Annotated in this window: 15 protein-coding genes and 1 pseudogene; 10 read left to right on the plus strand and 6 right to left on the minus strand. The window is 69.1% G+C overall.

From position 1 onward, the window contains the following. Positions 1–64: 64 nt before the first annotated feature. Together HAV18_RS39045 and HAV18_RS39050 are read left to right on the plus strand one after the other, a co-directional pair. Positions 65–409 carry a DUF3088 domain-containing protein gene (locus tag HAV18_RS39045; protein ID WP_166966223.1) on the plus strand — a complete coding sequence of 115 codons (345 nt, stop codon included), beginning with the start codon at positions 65–67 and terminating at the stop codon, positions 407–409. Between the two features lie 52 nt (positions 410–461). Beyond that, entirely contained in the window at positions 462–1,460 is a 999-nt protein-coding gene (locus HAV18_RS39050; protein WP_166966225.1) for an ABC transporter substrate-binding protein, read from the plus strand. An 83-nt stretch (positions 1,461–1,543) separates the two neighbouring features. Here the strand turns inward: HAV18_RS39050 and HAV18_RS39055 are convergent, their stop codons facing one another. Continuing rightward, positions 1,544–1,864 (minus strand): hypothetical protein, encoded by a 321-nt coding sequence (locus HAV18_RS39055; protein WP_166966227.1) that lies wholly within the window; start codon positions 1,862–1,864, stop codon positions 1,544–1,546. A 408-nt stretch (positions 1,865–2,272) separates the two neighbouring features. On the opposite strand from HAV18_RS39055, the gene HAV18_RS39060 reads away from it, so the two are divergent. Further along, positions 2,273–3,547 (plus strand): hypothetical protein, encoded by a 1,275-nt coding sequence (locus tag HAV18_RS39060; protein ID WP_166966229.1) that lies wholly within the window; start codon positions 2,273–2,275, stop codon positions 3,545–3,547. A gap of 52 nt (positions 3,548–3,599) precedes the next feature. Here the strand turns inward: HAV18_RS39060 and HAV18_RS39065 are convergent, their stop codons facing one another. The 3 genes and pseudogenes from HAV18_RS39065 to HAV18_RS39075 all read right to left on the minus strand — a co-directional run bounded on the left by HAV18_RS39065 (position 3,600) and on the right by HAV18_RS39075 (position 6,031). After that, complete coding sequence (locus tag HAV18_RS39065) at positions 3,600–4,742, minus strand: FAD binding domain-containing protein (RefSeq protein ID WP_166966231.1); 1,143 nt, start codon at positions 4,740–4,742, stop codon at positions 3,600–3,602. 39 nt (positions 4,743–4,781) lie between these two features. Continuing rightward, positions 4,782–5,048 (minus strand): annotated as a pseudogene (locus HAV18_RS39070) (alpha/beta fold hydrolase); the annotation flags it as partial. Between the two features lie 263 nt (positions 5,049–5,311). Then, positions 5,312–6,031, minus strand: a complete 720-nt coding sequence (locus HAV18_RS39075) for a TetR/AcrR family transcriptional regulator (protein WP_166966232.1) — start codon at positions 6,029–6,031, stop codon at positions 5,312–5,314. Positions 6,032–6,379: 348 nt separating this feature from the next. Here HAV18_RS39075 and HAV18_RS39080 point away from each other — a divergent pair, with 348 nt between their 5' ends. From HAV18_RS39080 to HAV18_RS39090, 3 genes are read left to right on the plus strand one after another with little or no spacing between them, the layout of a single operon-like run. Then, entirely contained in the window at positions 6,380–7,111 is a 732-nt protein-coding gene (locus HAV18_RS39080; RefSeq protein WP_166966234.1) for a YoaK family protein, read from the plus strand. Between the two features lie 48 nt (positions 7,112–7,159). Further along, positions 7,160–8,101: a glyoxalase gene (locus tag HAV18_RS39085; protein ID WP_166966236.1), complete on the plus strand. Its 942-nt coding sequence runs from the start codon at positions 7,160–7,162 to the stop codon at positions 8,099–8,101. A 14-nt stretch (positions 8,102–8,115) separates the two neighbouring features. Continuing rightward, positions 8,116–9,648, plus strand: coding sequence for an alginate export family protein (locus HAV18_RS39090; RefSeq protein WP_166966238.1), 1,533 nt, complete (start codon positions 8,116–8,118; stop codon positions 9,646–9,648). A gap of 41 nt (positions 9,649–9,689) precedes the next feature. On the opposite strand, the gene HAV18_RS39095 is transcribed toward HAV18_RS39090, so the two are convergent. Beyond that, on the minus strand, positions 9,690–10,589 hold the full coding sequence (locus HAV18_RS39095; protein WP_166966240.1) for a LysR family transcriptional regulator: 900 nt from the start codon (positions 10,587–10,589) through the stop codon (positions 9,690–9,692). 120 nt (positions 10,590–10,709) lie between these two features. Here HAV18_RS39095 and HAV18_RS39100 point away from each other — a divergent pair, with 120 nt between their 5' ends. Continuing rightward, complete coding sequence (locus HAV18_RS39100) at positions 10,710–11,360, plus strand: DsbA family oxidoreductase (protein ID WP_166966242.1); 651 nt, start codon at positions 10,710–10,712, stop codon at positions 11,358–11,360. Between the two features lie 148 nt (positions 11,361–11,508). On the opposite strand, the gene HAV18_RS39105 is transcribed toward HAV18_RS39100, so the two are convergent. Continuing rightward, positions 11,509–12,423: an AraC family transcriptional regulator gene (locus HAV18_RS39105; protein WP_166966244.1), complete on the minus strand. Its 915-nt coding sequence runs from the start codon at positions 12,421–12,423 to the stop codon at positions 11,509–11,511. A gap of 396 nt (positions 12,424–12,819) precedes the next feature. Here HAV18_RS39105 and HAV18_RS39110 point away from each other — a divergent pair, with 396 nt between their 5' ends. The 3 genes from HAV18_RS39110 (at position 12,820) to HAV18_RS39120 (ending at position 18,520) form a co-directional block, all read left to right on the plus strand. Continuing rightward, a complete protein-coding gene (locus HAV18_RS39110) occupies positions 12,820–15,705 on the plus strand; it encodes a winged helix-turn-helix domain-containing protein (protein ID WP_166966246.1) in 2,886 nt (961 codons plus the stop codon). Positions 15,706–15,869: 164 nt separating this feature from the next. Further along, entirely contained in the window at positions 15,870–17,750 is a 1,881-nt protein-coding gene (locus tag HAV18_RS39115) for an amidohydrolase (RefSeq protein WP_166966248.1), read from the plus strand. A 98-nt stretch (positions 17,751–17,848) separates the two neighbouring features. Then, positions 17,849–18,520, plus strand: a complete 672-nt coding sequence (locus HAV18_RS39120) for a phosphohydrolase (RefSeq protein ID WP_166966251.1) — start codon at positions 17,849–17,851, stop codon at positions 18,518–18,520. Positions 18,521–18,871 lie beyond the last annotated feature (351 nt).

Below are 18,871 nucleotides of genomic sequence, written 5' to 3' on the forward strand. Positions count from 1 at the left end.
GACCACGACGGCGCCGACGTGCGCGTTCGTCCCGGCTGAACCACGAACACGGGAGCCGTTTGACATGAGTCGCGATGTGCTGTTTCTGCTGGAACCGGGCTTTACCGATCCGAAGCATCCGGGCCAACGTTTCGTCTGTCCACATGGACTGTCGATCGAAGGGTTGCTGGCGAGTGCGCCCGAGCACGCGGGCCGCATCGACGTGAAGCGCGTCGGCTTCGAGCGGCCGCGCCACGCGGTGATCGAGGCACTCGACGACGCGCACCAGGGCCTGCCGGTTCTCGTGCTCGGTCGCGACCGGCCGGCGCCGGACGACGCGCAGACGCTCGGCGACGTGCGGTTCGTCACCGACGCGCGCCGCATCCTCGAACTGCTGGCCGAGCGCCACGGGTTTCCGGTGCTTCATTGAAGCGGCCGCGCCGACTTCCGCTCACTTCGCAACCGATCGACAGGAGAATTCGATGGCGTCAATTTCGGCGGCGCGCCGCCGTTTGCTGCTTGCAGGTGCAGCGGCCGTGGCGGCCCCATTGGCCGCGAAGGCCGCGTTCGCCGCGCCCGCCGTCAACGCCGATCTTGCCGGCACCACATTGCGCGTCGCGACCTACAAGGGCGGCTGGCGCGCACTGCTGCAGGCGGCCGGCCTCGGCGATACACCGTACCGGATCGAATGGCGCGAACTGAACAACGGCGTGCTGCACATCGAGGCGCTCAACGCGGACGCGCTCGATATCGGTTCGGGGAGCGAAATTCCGGCCGTGTTCGCAGCGCGCCAGAAGGCCAACGTCCGGCTCATCACCCGCGTGCGCGAAGACCTGAACAACCAGGTCACGCTCGCGCGCAAGGACACGCCGATCCGCAGCATCGCGGATCTGAAGGGAAAACGCGTCGGTTATGTGCGCGCGACGACGTCGCACTATTTCCTGTATCGCCAGCTCACGGAGGCTGGCCTGAGCTTCGACGACATCCAGCCGATCAACCTGTCACCGGCCGACGGATTGTCGGCGTACGATCGCGGCGACATCGACGCGTGGGCGATCTACGGCTACAACGGCCAGCTCGCGCGCAATCGCTACGGTGCGCGCGTGCTGAAGACAGGGAAGGGGTATCTGTCGGGCAATTTCCCGGTGTACGCGAATCCGCGCACGCTCGACGATGCGCGCCGTCGTGCGGCGACGGGCGATCTGCTGCTGCGGTTTCGACGCGCGTATGCGTGGGCGAACGGGCATTTCGGCGACTATGCGCGCGTGCAGAACCACGAGACACGCGTGCCGGTGGCCGATCTCGTCGCGATGTTCGACCAGCGCAGCGACGACTATGCGCTGCTGCCGGTGACGCCTGACGTGGTCGCGCAGCATCAGCAGGTCGCGGATGTGTTCGCGCGGATCGGTGTGCTGGATGGGCCGGCGAATGTCGCGCCGTTGTGGGATACGTCGTTCAATACGCTGGTTGCGTCGGCGTGACGCGATGCGCGGGGAAGATGCGCACGTGACCTGGCGGCTTCAAGCCCGGCGCAGGCCTCGTCGGGCGATCCGGGGCGGCCGGATCAGGCGAACGTCGTCGCGACCATGATGCCGAACACGAGCCCGAGCGCGATCCCGCAGAGCCGGCCGTAGATCGATGCGCGCACGTTGTCGTCGAGCACGAACGGCGAGCGCTTGTGCTTCCACACGGTGCTGAATGCGACCGGGCGGGTCAGCAGCGCCACGCAGGCGAGCAGCACCGGCGTGGCGACCAGCATCGCGATGCGCTGCCCGTTCCAGTCGACGCCGTGCATGGCGAGCGACACCAGCGCGGCGAGCGGAACCTCGACGCACAGGCCCAGCAGCGAGCCGTTGACGAATGAATCTCCCGGGGTCTGGAACATGATCGGTCGTAGCGTCCGGATGAAATCGGCACCCGGTTCAGGCACCTGAAAAAATAAAAGCCACGGCCGGAGCCCAGGGTCGGTCAACCGTGATCGGCGTCAGTCGAGATGACGGCCGGATGTTAAGGCAAATTGCCGGCCCGTTGTCGGTCATTCAAGCTATTTAACAAATGTTCGGGATCGCGACGCATTTTCAGGTCGCGCGGGAATATCGCGCCGTGGTAAAAATCGTGCATCCATTTCCTGGCGACCGGCCCCGGCGAACGGGACAGCCGCCGAATGGATATCGCTCGCAATCGTATGACGATAACGGGTGTTCGACTGCCTTCCGATAATCGGCGTCGCGCGTAAAAGAAGACCGGCAGCCGGACCGATCAGAAATCCGGACTTATCAATCTCACCACACGCATGAACACGTCCGACAACAACGAGACCCATCGCCATCACCTCGTCGCCTTCGCGATCGACGACAACTCGCAGGCCTGGTACGAGATGGTCATCCCGTTCATCGTCTCGCTGCGCGCGACGGACTACCGGGGGCGCATCGGCGTCATCGGCTACGGGTTGTCCGACGAGAAACAGCAGCGGCTGCGGGCGAACGGTATCGAGGTCTACGCCGCGGCGGGCGTCGGCGACCTTGCGTGGGACCGCTACATCTCCGCGGCCGCGATCTTCGACACCGATCCGGCGTTGCAGACGCTCGCGCTCTACGATGCCGACATCTGGTTCCCGGGGCCGCGGTTCGACATCTTCGACGTCGTGCCGGACGACGAGTCCCTTCACGTTGCGCCCGACGCGCACTTCTGTGCGTTCGTGATGGCGCCGCTCATCGGCGAACGGCGCGACGCGCTGATCCACCAGTGCGTGCAGGACGTGCTCGGGCGGCTGGGGCAGCCGCTGCAGGCGGGGCTCGTCGTCGGCGGCCGCGAACCCTGGGCGCGGTTCGCGCAGTATGTCCGCGAACAGGCGGGCAGGATCGGCCAGGACTTCGCGGCGATCCACGGGCTGGACACGACCTTCCTGCATCTGTGGGGCGGACTCGGGCACGTGCGGCTGGTGGGCTGCGAGCAGAATTTCGTCACGAAGTGGGGGCTGCACGAGCGGCACGATTTCGACGCGGTCCGCATCGTGCTCGAGCACCAGGGCAAACCGATCCGTGGCCTGCACATGACGGGCGACGTGCGCTTCCTGAACCACTGGCGCTACCTGGCGCGCCATGCCGAGCACGCGCTCGCGCTCGGGCAGGCGTTCGCGCTGGCGCCCGAAGCCGGCAGGCGGGCGCAACCGGCCGACCCCGGCCTGCTTCAGCCCGAACGCTTTGCCGCGAGCGGGTTGTCGGTGCTGGCCGCGCACGAGGACGTGCTGACGAACGTTCCGCGTCTGGCCGCGGGGCCGTCGTTCCGTAACCCGCAGGGCTGTGCGCTGAATGCGTGGGCGTCGCACGCGGTCGAATTCGCGGTGACGCGCGAGCGGATGGTACTGGACATCTGGCTGTCGCATCTGAGCGGCCAGCCTTCGGCGCCCGGCGTGCAACTGGAGCACAACGGCGCGACGGTCGCGCTGCTGGCGCCGCAGAAGCTCAGCGTCGCGACGCAGCAGGGCGATCGGGTCGTGCTGCGCGCGCTGACGCTGCCGGGGCAGGTATGTCACACCGCATGGGATATCGTCGTGCGCCACGCGTGACGCGTCGGGCTACGCGCGCGACCGACCGAAAGCGGCGCGTGCCGCCGGCCGATCACGCGCGCCCCATGATCCGCGTGCCGAGCGAGATGCCGAGTTCGGACAGCGAAGCATTGGTCGCGAGCTGACGGCTTTCCCAGCGCGCCAGCGCGGCGTCGAATGCGGGGCCGTGCACGACGCCGCGCAGCGCCTCGGCGAGCCCGACCGCATTCTCCGCCGCTTTCGCGACGCCCGCGGCCGTATGCGGCCGCACGAGGCAGGCCGCGTCGCCGAGCAGTACCGTGCGGCCGAACGCCATGCGCTCGACCGAGAGATCGAGGATCGACTGCGCGAACGGCGCCTGTGTCGCGTCGACGAGCGCGGCGAGCGTCGGTGCCAGCATCCGGCGACCGGCGTCCACGAGTTCGAGCCGGTTGTCGTCGCGCATCGCGCCGGGCGGCAGCGAACCGTCGCGCTGCGTGCCGTCCTGCGCGAGGAACAGCGACGGCAGTTGTGCCGGTGCGAGCCGCCGGTACCAGACCCAGTTCACGCGGCGTTTGCCCGGTTCGATCGCGCCGTCGCGGCCGGGGACCAGGTAGGTGAGGAACAGATGCGCGTCGCCTTGCTGGAACGTGAAGCGGTCGCGCAGCACCTTCAGCACCGGGTCGGGCAGCCGATGCTCGTCGACGAGCCCGCGCCACGCGACATAACCAGCATACGCGGGCCGCGCCTCGGGCAACAGTTGCGCGCGCACGTTCGAGCGGCCGCCGTCGGCGCCGACCAGCAGGTCGGCCGGCTCGACGCGGCCGTCCGCGAAGTGCGCGATCACGCGGTCGCCATCCTGCTCGAAGCGCTCGAACGAAACACCGCCATGCACGACGCCGGCGGGCAGCGCGCGTTTCAGCGCCGTATAGATCACGTTCCACGCGGTCTGTGTTTGCGGCATGTGCAGGCGTTGCACGATCCGGTCGTGCTCGTCGAGATAGATCCGGTCGACCGAATCGACGCCCGCATCGTGCGGCACGGGCACGCCGCCGAACGCGAACGCGCGCTCGATCGGCGTTTGCAGCACGATGCCGCCGCCGCGGCTGTCGAGCTCGTTCGGCGATTGCTCGAAGACCTTGACGCGCCAGCCGGCCGCACGCAGTGAAGTGGCGGTGAACAGCCCGCCCACCGATCCGCCGATCACGACCGCCAGCGGGCCCGAAACGTCGCTCATGATGCCTTCCTCCCGTTGGTTCGTTGCGCGCGCATCTAATCAGCCTTCCCAGTGCTTCAGGAAGTCGAGCAGCAGCGCGTTCACGCGCTCCGGCTGCTCCTCCTGCGGCAGGTGCCCGCACTGCGCGATCGGCTCGGCGCGCAGGTGCGTCGCCATGCTTTCCCACACGGATTTCATGTCGAACATCTTGCCGACCGCATAAAAATCCTCGCCCCAGAGCGCCATCGTCGGGCATGCGATTTTGACGTCCGCGTCGACGAGATCCTGCTTTACGTCCTCGGCGTTCGCGCGATAGTCGGACAGTGCGAAACCGGCGCGGCCGCGAGTGCCTTTCGAGGATAGGCGAAACGTGCGATGCGCCGGATAAATTGTTCTGAATTCGCGTGATTGCGGGCACGGCCGGAACCGACCGCTTCGTCACGTGCCGGTCGTGGCGGACGTTTCCCGATCCCCGTGTGATGCGCGTGGCAAGCGGCTTGCCGCCGCGTGTACGCCCGACGAAGACGCACGAGCGTGAATGTGCCGGATGACGATTCGACCGTCGTCGACCGGCACGCCCGCCGCTCGCGTCAGTTGCGCTTGCGCCGCCGTGCGGGTGCGTCCGACGCGAGCTGCTTCAGCGCAGCGGGCGTGCCGTGCAGGAACGCGTCGATCAGCCGTTCGATCTCGGTGTCGAGATCGTCGGGCACCGGCAGGCCGTAGACCCACTTGCGCACGCCGAAATAGAAGATGCTCGCGTGCAGGCTCCAGACCAGCTCGACTTCCGCGTTGCGCTGGGCCTCGGTGGCGGGTGTCGCGATGTCGTATTCGTGCCGCAGCTCGCGCAGCACCGGCAGGAACACGCGTTCGCGCAGCCGCGACAGGTAGCGCGTGTTGAACCCCTCGCGGCTGAGCCCCGCGAAGATGAACGTACGGATCCATTCGCGCCGCAGGATGGTTTGCGCATAAGCGCGGTAGAACGCGACCAGCCGTTCCTGCAGCGATACCGTGCGGTCGGCGATCAGTTTTTCCCAGTCGGGGTTCCACGTGTAGATCTCGTCGTACACGCGGTCGATCAGCGCTTCCTTGCTCGGGAAGTACCGGTACAGCAGCGGCTGGGTGACCCCGATCTGCCGCGCGAGCTCGCGCGTGCTGCCGGAAAAGCCGTGCGTCGCGAAGTGCTCGATCGCCTTCTCGACGATCTGCCTCTCGCGCGCTTCCGGCGCGAGCCGGCGGCCCGGCGTGACGGTGTTGCCGTCGGCGTCCGTCCCGCGCTCGCGGGCCGGCGTGCTGCGTTTTCTTTCGGTCATGCATCGGCTCCCGATGGTGCGCCTGCGTTAACTATCGATCGAAAAATAACACGATTGACGCGCGGCATGCCGCGCGCGGCGCGGCTTTCGTCGCGGCGCGGGGCCTGGTGCGGCGTCGATCCGTGTCGTGCCGGGCCGGCGCCGGACCGCCGCCGATTCAGAAAAATTCAGGCGGGCGCCATGACATTCAGGCCAGCCTTCACTAGTCTTGCTCCCGAACCGCCGCACGGGCCGGATGCCAGTCGGCAAGCCGGGCCGGTCGGCGCAACCGGAGCGGAACATGGGTTATCAGATCTCGCCGGGCGCCGGCCGCGCCGGCGCCGTCGGCACCATCCAGGAAACCGGGTCATGCCGTCGCAGCCGGTAACCGCGGGAGCGGTGCCCGACCGCGTGCGCGGCGAGGACGTGTTTCTCGCGTCGATCGCGGGATATGTCGACACGCTCGGCTTCGTCGCGCTGTTCGGCCTGTTCACCGCGCACGTCACCGGCAACTTCATCCTGATCGGTTCGGGTCTGGCCGGCGTCGGGCAAGGGCTCGCGATCAAGTGGCTCGCGTTTCCGGCCTTCATCGCGGGCATCGTCGTCGCGCGCGTGCTCGACCACCGGATGCGCTCGCTGGGTCACGGCGTGCGCGCACGTTCGCTCTATGCGCTGCAGGCCGTGCTGCTGGCCGGGTTCATGCTGGCCGGCGTAATGGCCTCGCCGATCGCCGACGCCGACGCGCCGAGAACGATCCTGTGCGGCCTGCTCGGCGCCGCGGCGATGGGCGTCCAGAACGCGCACGCGCGGCTGACGGCCCGCTCGGTCGTCGCCAATACGGTGATGACGGGCAACGTCACGCAGGCGGTGATCGATGCATTCGACTGGCTGGTGCCGCTCGCCGCGCCGGCCGAACGCGAAGTCGCGCGCGTGCGGCTGCGGCGCACGCTGCCGCCGGTCACGGGCTTCGCGCTCGGCGCCGGCGCGGGTGCGATGGCCTATCTGTTCGCGGCGTTCTGGGCGCTCGCGCTGCCGCTCGCGGTGCTGTGCTTCCTCGCCTATCAATCCGGTCGGCCCGACGAGCGGCCGACGTCACGCTGAATGCGCGCGCGGCATGCGGCCGCGCCTGCCACTTTCAAGGAGAACCCGATGATCACACTGAAATTGCAACAGGCATGGCGGCTGACGGCTGCGTCGGCGGCCGTGCTCGGCGCGCTGCTGGCGACCGCGCCGGCCCAGGCCGACGAGACGCGCCTGCTCGACACGTCGTCCGCGAAGGTGCCGGCCGTCTCGGTCGGCCCGCAGTACGACACGACGCACGTGTGCGTCGCGCCGGAAGATTTCGATCGTTTCACCGACAGCTTCGTCGCGACGTTCGGCGGCAAGAAGTCGCAGCAGGGTGTGTTCCAGGTCACGCCGACGCCGAGCCAGACGATGTCGCAGCTCGTGTTCACGCCGGCCGGCACGATCTCGGTGTTCGGCTTCAAGACGCCGATCCCCTATCCGTTCTGCCAGGAGCGCACCGGCTACCTCGTCACCGACATGGACGTCGCGATGAAATCGGCGCGCGCGCACGGCGCGGACGTGGTCGTCGACACGTTCCCCGATCCGATCGGCCGCGACGCGATCATCCGCTGGCCGGGCGGCGTGAACATGCAGCTCTACTGGCACACGCAGGCGCCGAAATACGACCCGCTGCAGACGGTGCCGGAAAACCGCGTGTACGTGTCGCCGGAAAGTGCGAGCAAGCTGGTGCACGACTTCGTCGCGTTCTCGCGGGGCAAGGTCGTGTCCGACGTGCGCAAGGCGCCGGGCATCGAGATCGGCCGGCCGAACGATACGTATCGCCGCATCCGCATCGAATCGGGTTTCGGCAAGATGACCGTGCTCGCCACCGACGGGCATCTGCCTTACCCGTTCGGCCGCGAGATGACGGGCTACGAAGTGCCGGATCTGGCCGCGACGCTGAAGCAGGCGCAGGCCGCGGGCGTGACCGTGCTGGTGCCGACGTTCACGTCGGACGGGCGTGATGCGGCGCTCGTGCAGTTCCCGGGCGGCTACGTCGCCGAGATCCACGCGCGGTCGAAGTGATGGGGCGCAGGTCGATGGGGCGGGCCTGGCGGCGCGTGCTGCCGGCCGCCGTGCTGGCGGGCGGCGTCGCCAGCTACGCCGGTACGGCGGCCGGGGCCGAGGATGCCGCTTCGGCGGCTTCGACAGCTTCGCCGGTTTCGACGGTTTCGACGGTTTCGACAGCTTCGACAGCTTCGCCGGTTCCGACGGTTTCACAAGCTTCGACAGCTTCGGCCGTCGGCACGACGTGTACCGCGAAGCGGCCCACGTTGCTGTTCAACCGCTGGCAGGAAGACTGGTCGGTGCTCGCGAATCCGTGCGTGCCGCGCCAGCCCGGCGATGCGCTGAAGTACATCCCGCTCGGCGGCGACCCGTCGACCTACCTGTCGCTCGGCGCGAACCTGCGCGAGCGCTTCGAGCTGAACAACGCGCCGCTGTTCGGGCTCGGCGCCGCGCACGACGACAACTACATGATCCAGCGTGCGACGGTGCATGCGGACCTGCGTTATGCCGGGCATGTCCAGGCGTTCGTCCAGTTCGTCGATGCGCGGCCGTTCGGCAAGGACACGGTGTCGTCCGTCGACAAGGATCAGCTCGATATCGAGCAGGCCTTCGTCGCGTACGTCGACCAGATTGGCGGCGGCACGTTCAAGGCGCGGATCGGCCGGCAGGAGATGGCGTACGACCTGCAGCGGTTCGTGTCGGTGCGCGACGGCCCGAACGTGCGCCAGGCGTTCGACGCGCTGTGGGCGGATTACGAAATCGGCAAGTGGCGGCTGATCGGCTATGTGACGCGCCCGGTGCAGTATCGCGACGACGCGGCGTTCGACGACGTGTCGAACCGGCACCTGCGGTTCGACGGCGTGCGTATCGAGCGCAGCAACACGGGCCCCGGCGACCTGTCGGCGTACTGGTCGAGGTATACGCGCGACAACGCGCGCTATCTGGACGGGGCCGGTACCGAGCGGCGCGACGTGTTCGACATGCGCTACGCGGGCAAGTCCAGCGGGTTCGACTGGGACGTCGAGGCGATGCTCCAGACCGGGCACATCGGGCAGGACACGATCGGCGCGTGGGCGTTCGGCGCGCTGGGCGGCTACACGTTCGCGAAGACGCCGGGCACGCCGCGCGTCGGCATCCAGGTCGACGGCGCGTCGGGCGACAAGCATCCCGGCGACGGGCGCATGGGCACCTTCAACCCGCTGTTCCCGAACGGCTATTACTTCACGCTTGCGGGCTACACCGGCTACAGCAACCTGGTTCACGTGAAGCCGTCGCTGACGTTCAAGCCGTCCGCCAACGTGACGGTGCTGACCGCGGTCGGTTTCCAGTGGCGACAAACGACGGCCGACGCAATCTACGCGCAAGGGATGCAGGCGGTGCCCGGCACGGCCGGCAAGGGCGGTTCGTACACGGGGATGTATGCGCAGGCCCGCGTGGACTGGCTCGTCAATCCGAACGTGGCGCTGGCCGTCGAGGCCGTGCACTTCCAGATCGCCGATTCGATTCGCGCGCTCGGTGCGCGCAACGCCGACTACGTCGGCGTCGAGGCGAAGTTCGGCTGGTAGCGTGGCTGGCAGCGCAGCGCGCTGCGTTGTACGGCGCGACGCTACGCGCGCACCAGCGCTTCGACGAAATCGATGAACGCGGTCACGCGTTTCGAGCCGCGCTGCGTCGGCAGGTAGAGCGCGGTGACGACCGAGCGGGCCGTGCCGGGCGTCACGTCGTATTGCTCGAAGAGCCGGCGCAGACGGCCCGACTGGACGTCGGCATCGACCAGCCAGTCGGGCAGCAGCGCGATGCCGGCACCATCGAGCGCCGCATCGCGCAGCACTTCGCTGTGGTTCGATTTCAGGCGCCCGGCGACGCGCACCTGCGTCGTGCCGTGCGCATCGGCGAACGACCACGCCTGCTGGTCGCCGCCGAAGTGAAAGCGCAGGCAGCCGTGATCAACGAGCTCGCCCGGCGTGGCCGGCGTGCCGTGCGCGGCGAGGTAATCGTGGCTCGCGACGACGTAGCGGTGGAACGTGCCGAGCGTCCGCGCGACGACTTCGGCGGACGGCGCCGCTTCGCCGAGCCGGATCGCGACGTCGATGCGGCCCGCGACGAGATCGACGCGTTCGTCGGTGAGCTGCAGGTCGAGGTCGAGCTTCGGATGGCGCGCGAGGAAGGCCGCGACGTGCGGCGCGATGCGGCGCACGCCGTACGCAACCGGCACCGACACGCGCAGCGGCCCGGACGGCTCGTCGCCGCGATCGGACACCAGCGCGTCGGCTTCCGCGAGTTCCTCGAGCAGCTGCTTCGCGCGTGCGTAGTACATCGCGCCGGCATCGGACAGCGTGACCTGGCGCGTCGTGCGGTTCAGCAGCACGGTGCCGAGCGATGCCTCGAGCGCATCCACCGCGCGTACCACCGACGACGCCGCGAGGTCGAGGCGGCGCCCCGCGCTCGAGAAGCCGCCGGCTTCCGCTACTTCGACGAACGCGCGCAGCGCGGAGAATTTGTCCATGTCGTGCTCTTCGAGTCTTCGTGTCTTTGTGCAGGCCGCAACGATGCGTTGCGCGCCGTTCGCATTCTATCGCCGGCGCGCAAGCGCTATCTTCTGGGCTGCAATGTACAGGAGATGACCATGAAACCCGTCGAAGTAACCGTGACCTACGACCTGATCTGCCCGTGGTGCTGGATCGCGGAGCACCGGCTCGTGGAGGCGATCGAAGCAGCCGGCCTGGCCGGCAGTGTGAACGTGCGGTTCGTGCCGTTCGAGCTGAACCCGACGATGCCGGCCGGCGGCATCGACCGCAAGGCGTACCGGAGCGCGAAGTTCGGCAGTTGGGCGCGTTCGCTGGCGCTCGATGCGCATGTGGCCGATGCCGGCCGCGCGGCGGGCCTCGTGTTCGACCATGCGCGGATCGCGCGCACGCCGAACACGCGGCTCGCGCACCGGCTCGTCTGGTTCGCGCAGCAGCGCGGCAGCGCGGTCGCGCTCGTCGATGCGTTGTTTGCCGCGTATTTCCGCGACGGCCGCGATATCGGCGATGCGGACGTGCTGGTTGAGATCGCGGCTGGCGTCGGCCTGCCGGGCGACGCGGTGCGTGCGTTCCTCGCATCCGGCGAAGGGCTCGACGCGGTGGTCGAGCTCGAAGCGGACGCGGTGCGTGACGGCATCGCGTCGGTGCCGTCGACGCGCATCGGCACGACGGTCGTCAGCGGCGCGCAGCCGGCCGACGTGTTTCGCGCCGCGTTGCTCGACGCGCAGCGCTCGCGGGATCAGGTCGCGTGAATCGGGCCGGCGCCGTCGGGCGCCGGCTTTCAGAACGATTCATGCCGCGCTCAGGATTATTGCGAAACCGGCCGGTAAGCTCGGTGTCGCACGCCGTGACGCGCGGGGTACGCGCGTAGCGGCGGCGCGCGGCCGCTGCCGCTACGCGTCAGCGCGTCAGTTCGCGCCGCCAGGCGCCGGGCGGATGGCCGACGATGCGTGCGAACACGCGGTTCAGGTGGCTCTGGTCCGCGAAGCCGCACACGGCCGCGATTTCCGCGAGCGACATGTCGGTCGTCTCGATCAGTTGCCGCGCGCGGATCACGCGCTGTTCGAGCAGCCATTGATGCGGCGTGCGCCCCGTCGTGCGCGAGAACGCCCGGATGAAATAGCCGCGCGACAGATCGCATTCGCTCGCGACTTCCTCGATCGACACGCCGAGATCGGCCTTCTCCATCAGCAGCTCTTTCGCGAGCGCCGCCTTCGCCGGCGACAGCAGGCCCTTGCGCTGCAGGTCGCGCGCACTCGTGTTGCCGTACTGGCGCGCGAGATGCGTGCCGATCGCGAGCCCCATCTGCTCGACGAACAGCGCATTCAGCGCGCCGGGCCCGTCGAGGCTGTCGGCGACCGCGTGCGCGAGATGGCCCAGCACCATGTCCTGCACGTCGGGCGCACAGGTCAGGCCGCCGATTTCCGTACCGTCGTGCTCGCGGCCGAGGCTGTCGAGATAGGTGTGCGACAGCTCGACCAGCAGAAAGTCGAACTGGCCGTACAGGTCGGCACGGAAATTCCGGGAAAAGTCGCGAATGTAGATCGAGTTGTGCTGGAACCGTCGCTCGGAACGGGATTGGCCGGCCCCGCCGTAGATCGTGCGCCGATGCCCGCCGTTGAGCGACACGCCGATCAGGAAGCCGCGATCGCTGGCCGCCATCTCGATGCGCTCGAACTGTTCGTCGCGCATGCATTTGCGATGGAGCGTGAGGCCGCCGACCGACCGTTCGACATCCTTGGACAGCAGGCTCGACAGGCAGCCGAGCGTGTCTTTCGGCAGTGCGGCCGGGGGCGCGACGAGGGGATCTGGCATGGCGGAACAATCCTTCGTTGGGGGCGGCACGCGAACATTTTGACGCGAAGTTTATACGGTGTGCCCGACCGGCCCAAGTTAACTTGAACAAATGTCCACTTGCTGACGAAATGCTTGCTATTGGCTTGCCCCGTGCCGCGCGGGCCTCGACGGGCACGCGAATGCGCCGCTGCGGCCACCATGCGGCCACTATTGCCCTATTTATGATTGCGCGGTGCGCGCCGGTGCGGATAAGGCCAGCGCATTTTCCTTCAAGATTTTTGTTTATACGGCGTTTACACTCCGCCCACATTTTGAGACTTTGCACCCGCCCGCAGGGCAGGCCGGGTGCGGACTCCCGCCCCGGTGAACGGCCGTGTTCACATGGCGGTCATCGTGGGGAACCTGGAGGCGGCCATGATCCAGATCGGGACGTTGTCGGTGGATTTCGAGCAGCGGGACATTCGCCACCACGGCGCGTCGCTGCGCATTGGCGCACGCGCGCTTGACATACTGGAAGTGCTGCATCGCGCCAACGGTTCCATCGTGTCGAAGGACGACATCATGGATGCCGTGTGGCCGGGCCTGATCGTCGAGGAAAACCGGCTGCAGGTCCATGTCGCGACGCTGCGCAAGGCGCTGGGCGCGGACCGCGGCCTGATCAAGACGGTGCCGGGCCGCGGCTACCTGCTGATCGCGAATCCCGCCGTCGCGCACGAAGCCGCGCCGCGCGCGGCCGCGTTACCGGCCGACCCCGTCGCGGCGGCCCGTCCGGTTCCGCTCGTCGGACGCCAGGCGGAGATCGGGCAGATCGTCGACATGCTCGAACGCGCGCCGGTCGTCACGCTCGTCGGGGCGGGCGGCATCGGCAAGACGAGCCTGGCCGGCCGCGTCGCCCACGAACTGCGCGAGCGGTCCGGCGAGCGCGTGCTGTTCGTCGCGCTCGCGAGCGCCGCGACGCGCGACGACGTACTGCTCGCGATCGCCGCGGAACTCGGGCTCGGCACGGACAGTGTGCCGGGCATCGACCGGATCGCCGAAGCGTTCGCTGCGTCGCCGGCCCTGATCGTGCTCGACAACGCGGAACACGTCGTCGATCTGGTGGCCGACTTCGTCGATACGCTGACGTCGCGCGCCCCATCGCTGCGCGTGCTCGCGACGAGCCGCGAACCGCTGCATATCTCGGCCGAAGCCGTGTTTCGCGTGAGCCCGCTGGCGGTGCCGGAAGGGGGTACGCCGGTGGACGAGATCGTGCATCATTCGGCCGTCGAACTGTTCCTGGCGCGGATCCGCGCCGCCACGCCCGACTGCGAGGTCGATGCGGCCGGCATCCGGCTGGTCGGCGACATCTGCCGGCGTCTGGACGGGCTGCCGCTCGCGATCGAACTGGCTGCCGCGCGCGTCGCGACGCTCGGGCTCGAGATCGTCGCCGCGCGTCTGGACGACCGGCTGAACCTGCTGACCGGCGGGCTGCGCTCGGCGCTGCCGCGCCACCAGACGTTGCGCGCGACGTTCGACTGGAGCTACGTGCTGCTGGATGCGGCCGCGCGCTCGCTGTTTCGCCGCATGGCGTGCTTCGTCGGCCCGTTCACGTTCGATGCCGCGCGCGAGGTCGCGATGGATCCCGGCATGTCGGCCGCCGAGACGATCGCGGTGCTCGGCGAACTGGTCGCGAAGTCGTTGGTGACCGTCGAGTTCCATGGCGCGCAGGCGCGCTACCGGTTGACGGAATCGACGCGCGCGTACGCGTTCGAAAAACTGCACAACGAAGGCGAATTCGACGTCGTCGCCGAGCGTCATGCGCGCTATGAACGTGAGCAGGGCGAAGCGCGGATGCCGCCGCCGGCCCCGGACCTCGCGAGCCCGCGTGTCGCCGCGGGCGTGCCGGCGCCGCGCGAGCCCGTCGCGGCCGAGCCGCGGGTGCGGGAAGCGGACGCGCTGGCGCTCGCGTTGCTGGAGCCGGCGCGGATGCGCGAATGCGCGCAACCGGCGCGGCGGGCGCTCGACGCGATCGAGGCCGGCGACGCCGGCGGCATCGACGCGGCGCGCGAGATGCGCCTGCGCGCGGCGTACGCGACGGCGCTGCTGCATACCGACGGCGATACGCACGCGGCCGCCGCGATGTGGGACCGGACGCTCGTGCTCGCAGGCCGGATCGGCGACGAGGCGTTCGACGCGTGCGCGCTGGTCGGGCTGTGGAACACGATGCTGACGCGCTCCGACATCCACGAATCGCTGCGCTACGCGACCCGCTTCGAGCGCGCGGCCGAGCGGCGCGGCGACCGGCCGCAGCGACTGCTGGCGAACGCGATGGTCGCGACGTCGCTGCATTACTTCGGCGAGCACGCGCAGGCCCGCGAGCGGCTGGAGGCCGCGACCGCCGAGCTGGCCGTGGCCGGCGAACCGTCCTGCGCGGAAGCCGCGCTCGGGATCGACGTCGCGACGCTCGGCGGCACGATGCTGACGCGGCTCGTCTGGATGCAGGGCGATCCGGAATATGCGATGCGGCTGGCCGCGCAGGCGGTCGAATCCGCGCGCCGCACCGGGTCGGGGCCGGCACTGTGCGTCGTGCTCGGCGCCGCGGCCGTGCCGATCGCGTTGCGCTACGGCGATCACGACGTGATTTCCGACTACCTCGGCACGCTGCGCTCGACGGCGGAGGCGAACGGGTTCGACATCTGGCTCAGCCACGCGGAAGGCCTCGCGGGACAGTTCGACATGCAGGCCGGGCATCCCGGCGCCGGTCTCGCGCGGCTCGAGCCCGCGCTGCGGCGCATCGAGGCGAGCGGCTTCCGGCGCCTGCTCGCGCCGCTGGTCGTCGCATACGCGGAAGGGCTGACGCGCACGGGCCGCGCGGCCGAGGCGTGCGCGAAGCTCGATGCGACGCTCGCGCGCTGTCGCGCGCACGGCGAGCACCTGTTCGTGCCGGAACTGCTGCGCGCGCGCGGGCTCGCGATGCTCGAACAGGCCCGCACCGCGGACCCGGATGTCGCGATCGCGTACGAAGCCGACGGGCACCGGCATCTGCTGACTGGAATTCATACCGCGAACGGTCAAGGGGCCGCGATGTGGGCGCTGCGCGGCACGCTCGATCTCGCCGATCACCTGATCGAGCGCGGGCGGACCGGCCAGGCGTCGTCGCTGGTGGCGAACCTGTCGGGGCATTTCGATCCGCAATCGCGCGCGTTCGACGTGCGCCGGCTCGCACGCCTGCAGAACTTCGTGCGCCCGGAGCCCGCACCGCCGGCGGGCCGGCCGCGCATGCGGCACGAGGCGGCGGACGTGATGCAGCAGGTGGCGTAACGTCATGCCCGGTTCGCGCAGGACGACACCGCGCCATCGCGCCGCGGCCGGTCGGTCCGATCGTTCAATGTTCAAGGGGGAGTGGATGGTCCGTGTATCGTCGAACCGGAGGCAGGCGGCGTGCGGCCGCGTGCCGGCTTGCGGCGCAAGCGGAGGGCCGGACGGTGCTTAAGGCGACGGATTCCGCCGCGGCGGCGGACCTCATCGTATGCAACGGCAAGATCGCGACGCAGGACGACCGGCAGTCGTTCGTGACCGCGCTCGCCGTGAAGGACGGCCGGATCCTCGCGGCCGGCAGCGGGCACGACGTGATGCGCCATGCGCATGCGGGCACGCAGTGCATCGACCTGAACGGGCGCACCGTGATCCCGGGGCTGAACGATTCGCACCTGCACATGATTCGCGGAGGCCTGAACTTCAACCTGGAACTGCGCTGGGACGGCGTGCCGACACTGGCCGACGCGCTCGCGATGCTGCGTCGCCAGGTGCTGCGCACGCCCGCGCCGCACTGGGTGCGCGTGGTCGGCGGCTGGACCGAATTCCAGTTCGCCGAAAAGCGCGGGCCGACGGCGGCCGAACTCAACGCGATCGCGCCCGACACGCCGGTTTTCATCATGCACCTGGGCGACAGCGCGCTCCTGAACGCGGCCGCGCTGCGCGCGATCGGCTACGGCCGCGATACGTCGAACCCGCCCGGCGGCGAGATCCAGCGCGATCGCCTCGGCCGGCCGACCGGCATGCTGATCGCGCGCCCGGACATGGCCGTGCTGCACGAGGCGCTCGAACGGGCCCCGAAGCTCGGCCACGACGACCAGATGAATTCGATGCGGCACTTCATGCGCGAGCTGAACCGGCTCGGCGTGACGAGCGCGATCGACGCGGGCGGCGATTTCCAGGCCTATCCGGACGACTACGGCGCGATCCTGGCACTCGCGCAGCGCGGCGAAATGACCGTGCGCGTCGCGTACAGCCTGTTCGTGCAGCATGCGGGACGGGAACTCGACGACTACGCGCGCTGGGTGACGCTCGCGAAGCCCGGCGACGGCGACGCGTTCCTGCGGATGAACGGCGCCGGCGAACTGCTGGTGTATTCGGCCGCCGATTTCGGCAATTTTCTCGAACCGCGACCCGACCTGCCGGCGGCGCTGGAAGCCGAACTGGCCGCGGTGGTGCGGCTGCTGGTGCGGCACCGCTGGCCGTTCCGGCTGCATGCGACCTACGACGAATCGATCGGCCGCTTCCTGAACGTGCTCGAAGCCGTGAACCGCGAGATGCCGTTCGACGGGCTGCGCTGGTTCTTCGATCACTGCGAGACGGTGTCGGATGCGAACATCGCGCGCATCGCCGCGCTCGGCGGCGGCGTGACGGTCCAGCACCGGATGGCGTTCCAGGGCGAGTACTTCATTGCACGCTACGGCGCGCAAGCCGCGATGCGCACGCCGCCGATCCGCGCGATGCTGGCGGCCGGGCTGCCGGTCGGCGCGGGTACCGACGCAACGCGCATCGCGAGCTACAACCCGTTCGTGTCGCTGTACTGGATGGTGTCGGGGCGCACGGTCGGCGGCACGGCGCTGTATCCGGAGCGCAACCGGCTCAGCCGGATGGAAGCGCTGCGCTGCTATACGGTCGGCAGCGCGTGGTTCTCCAGCGAGGACGACTGCAAGGGCGCGCTGGTGCCCGGCCACTACGCGGATTTCGCGGTGCTGACGGACGACTACTTCACGATCGACGAAGCGCGGATCAAGTCGCTGTCGTCGGTGCTGACGGTCGTCGGCGGCAGGATCGTGCACGCGGACGACGAGTTCGCGCCGCTCGCGCCGCCGCCGCTGGCGGTCAGCCCCGCGTGGTCGCCGGTGGCCGAATTCGGCGGCGCCGGCCAGCGTCGTCCGGCCGAGTCGGCATCGCTGCGCGCGGCGGCCGGCGCCGGCACGCAGTCCGGTGCCGCGTGCGGGCTCGGGCGCGGTATCGTGCAGCGCCTGCATGCGGCCGCGACGGAAACCGTCGAGCAGTGCGAAGCATTGGCTTACCCCGGTTTCGCGTTCTAGGGCGACGCCGTACCGGCCGATACGCCGGCTGCGTCGGCGCGTGCCGCGCGAAGCGTGGACAATTTTCCGCCTCCGGTTGGGGGGCAGAAGGAGAAGAGATGAGTTCTGCGCATACGTGCGCACCGGCCGACGACGAAGTCGCCGGCATCCGCATTCCACGGACGCCGATGGCGATCGAAGCCGCCGAAGCGGCCTGCGCTTCGCTGCCGCACACGATCACAGAACATGCGAGCCGGGTGTTCGTGCTCGCGTCGCTGGCCGCGCAGCGTGCCGGCGAGACCTGCGATGCCGATGCGCTGTACGTGGCCGCGATGTACGCGAATATGGGATTGAGCACCGCGTACGGCCGCTCGAGCGCGCGCTACGAGCTCGACAGCGCCGATGCCGCCGATGCGTTCCTGCTGCGCCACCAGACGTCGCAGCGCATGCGCGACGACGTGTGGCGTGCGATCGCGCTGCATACGACGCCCGGCGTGGCCGCGCGCGTGTCGCCGCTCGCGCGTGTGCTGGCGGCCGCCGTCTCGACCGACCTGATGGCCACCGATTTCGACGCGTATTCGGCCGACGAGCGGCGCGCGCTGCTCGCCGCCTACCCGCGCGGCGAAGGCTTCAGCGACGCGTTCCTCGATGCGGTCGCGCGCGGCGTCGCGCACCGCCCGGCATCGACGTTCGGCACGTGGAGCGCCGATGTGCTCGAACGCGCCGATCCGGATTTTCACCGGCCGAATTTCTGTGGGCGCGTGCTCGGCGCGCGCTGGAAGGACGCCTGACGGCGTTCGGCTAGATCCGGCGAGGTCCGGCGGCGCGCGCGGGGCGCGCGGGGCGCGACGCTGCCGGTTCAATGCTCAAACGCCCAAACGCCCAAACGCCCAAACGCCCAAACGCCCAAACGCCCAAACGCCGAAGTGCCGAAGTGCCGAAGTGCCGAAGTGCCGAAGTGCCGAAGTGCCGAAGTGCCGAAGTGCCGAAGTGCCGAAGTGCCGAAGTGCCGAAGTGCCGAAGTGCCCAAGCGCTCAAGTGCCCAGGTGCCCAAGCACCCAAGCACCCAAACGCCCAAGTGCCGAAGTGCCCAAGCGCTCAAGTGCCCAAGCACCCAAGCACCCAAGCACCCAAACGCCCAA

Source organism: Burkholderia sp. D-99, assembly GCF_011605345.1.
In the GTDB taxonomy this organism is placed as follows: domain Bacteria; phylum Pseudomonadota; class Gammaproteobacteria; order Burkholderiales; family Burkholderiaceae; genus Burkholderia.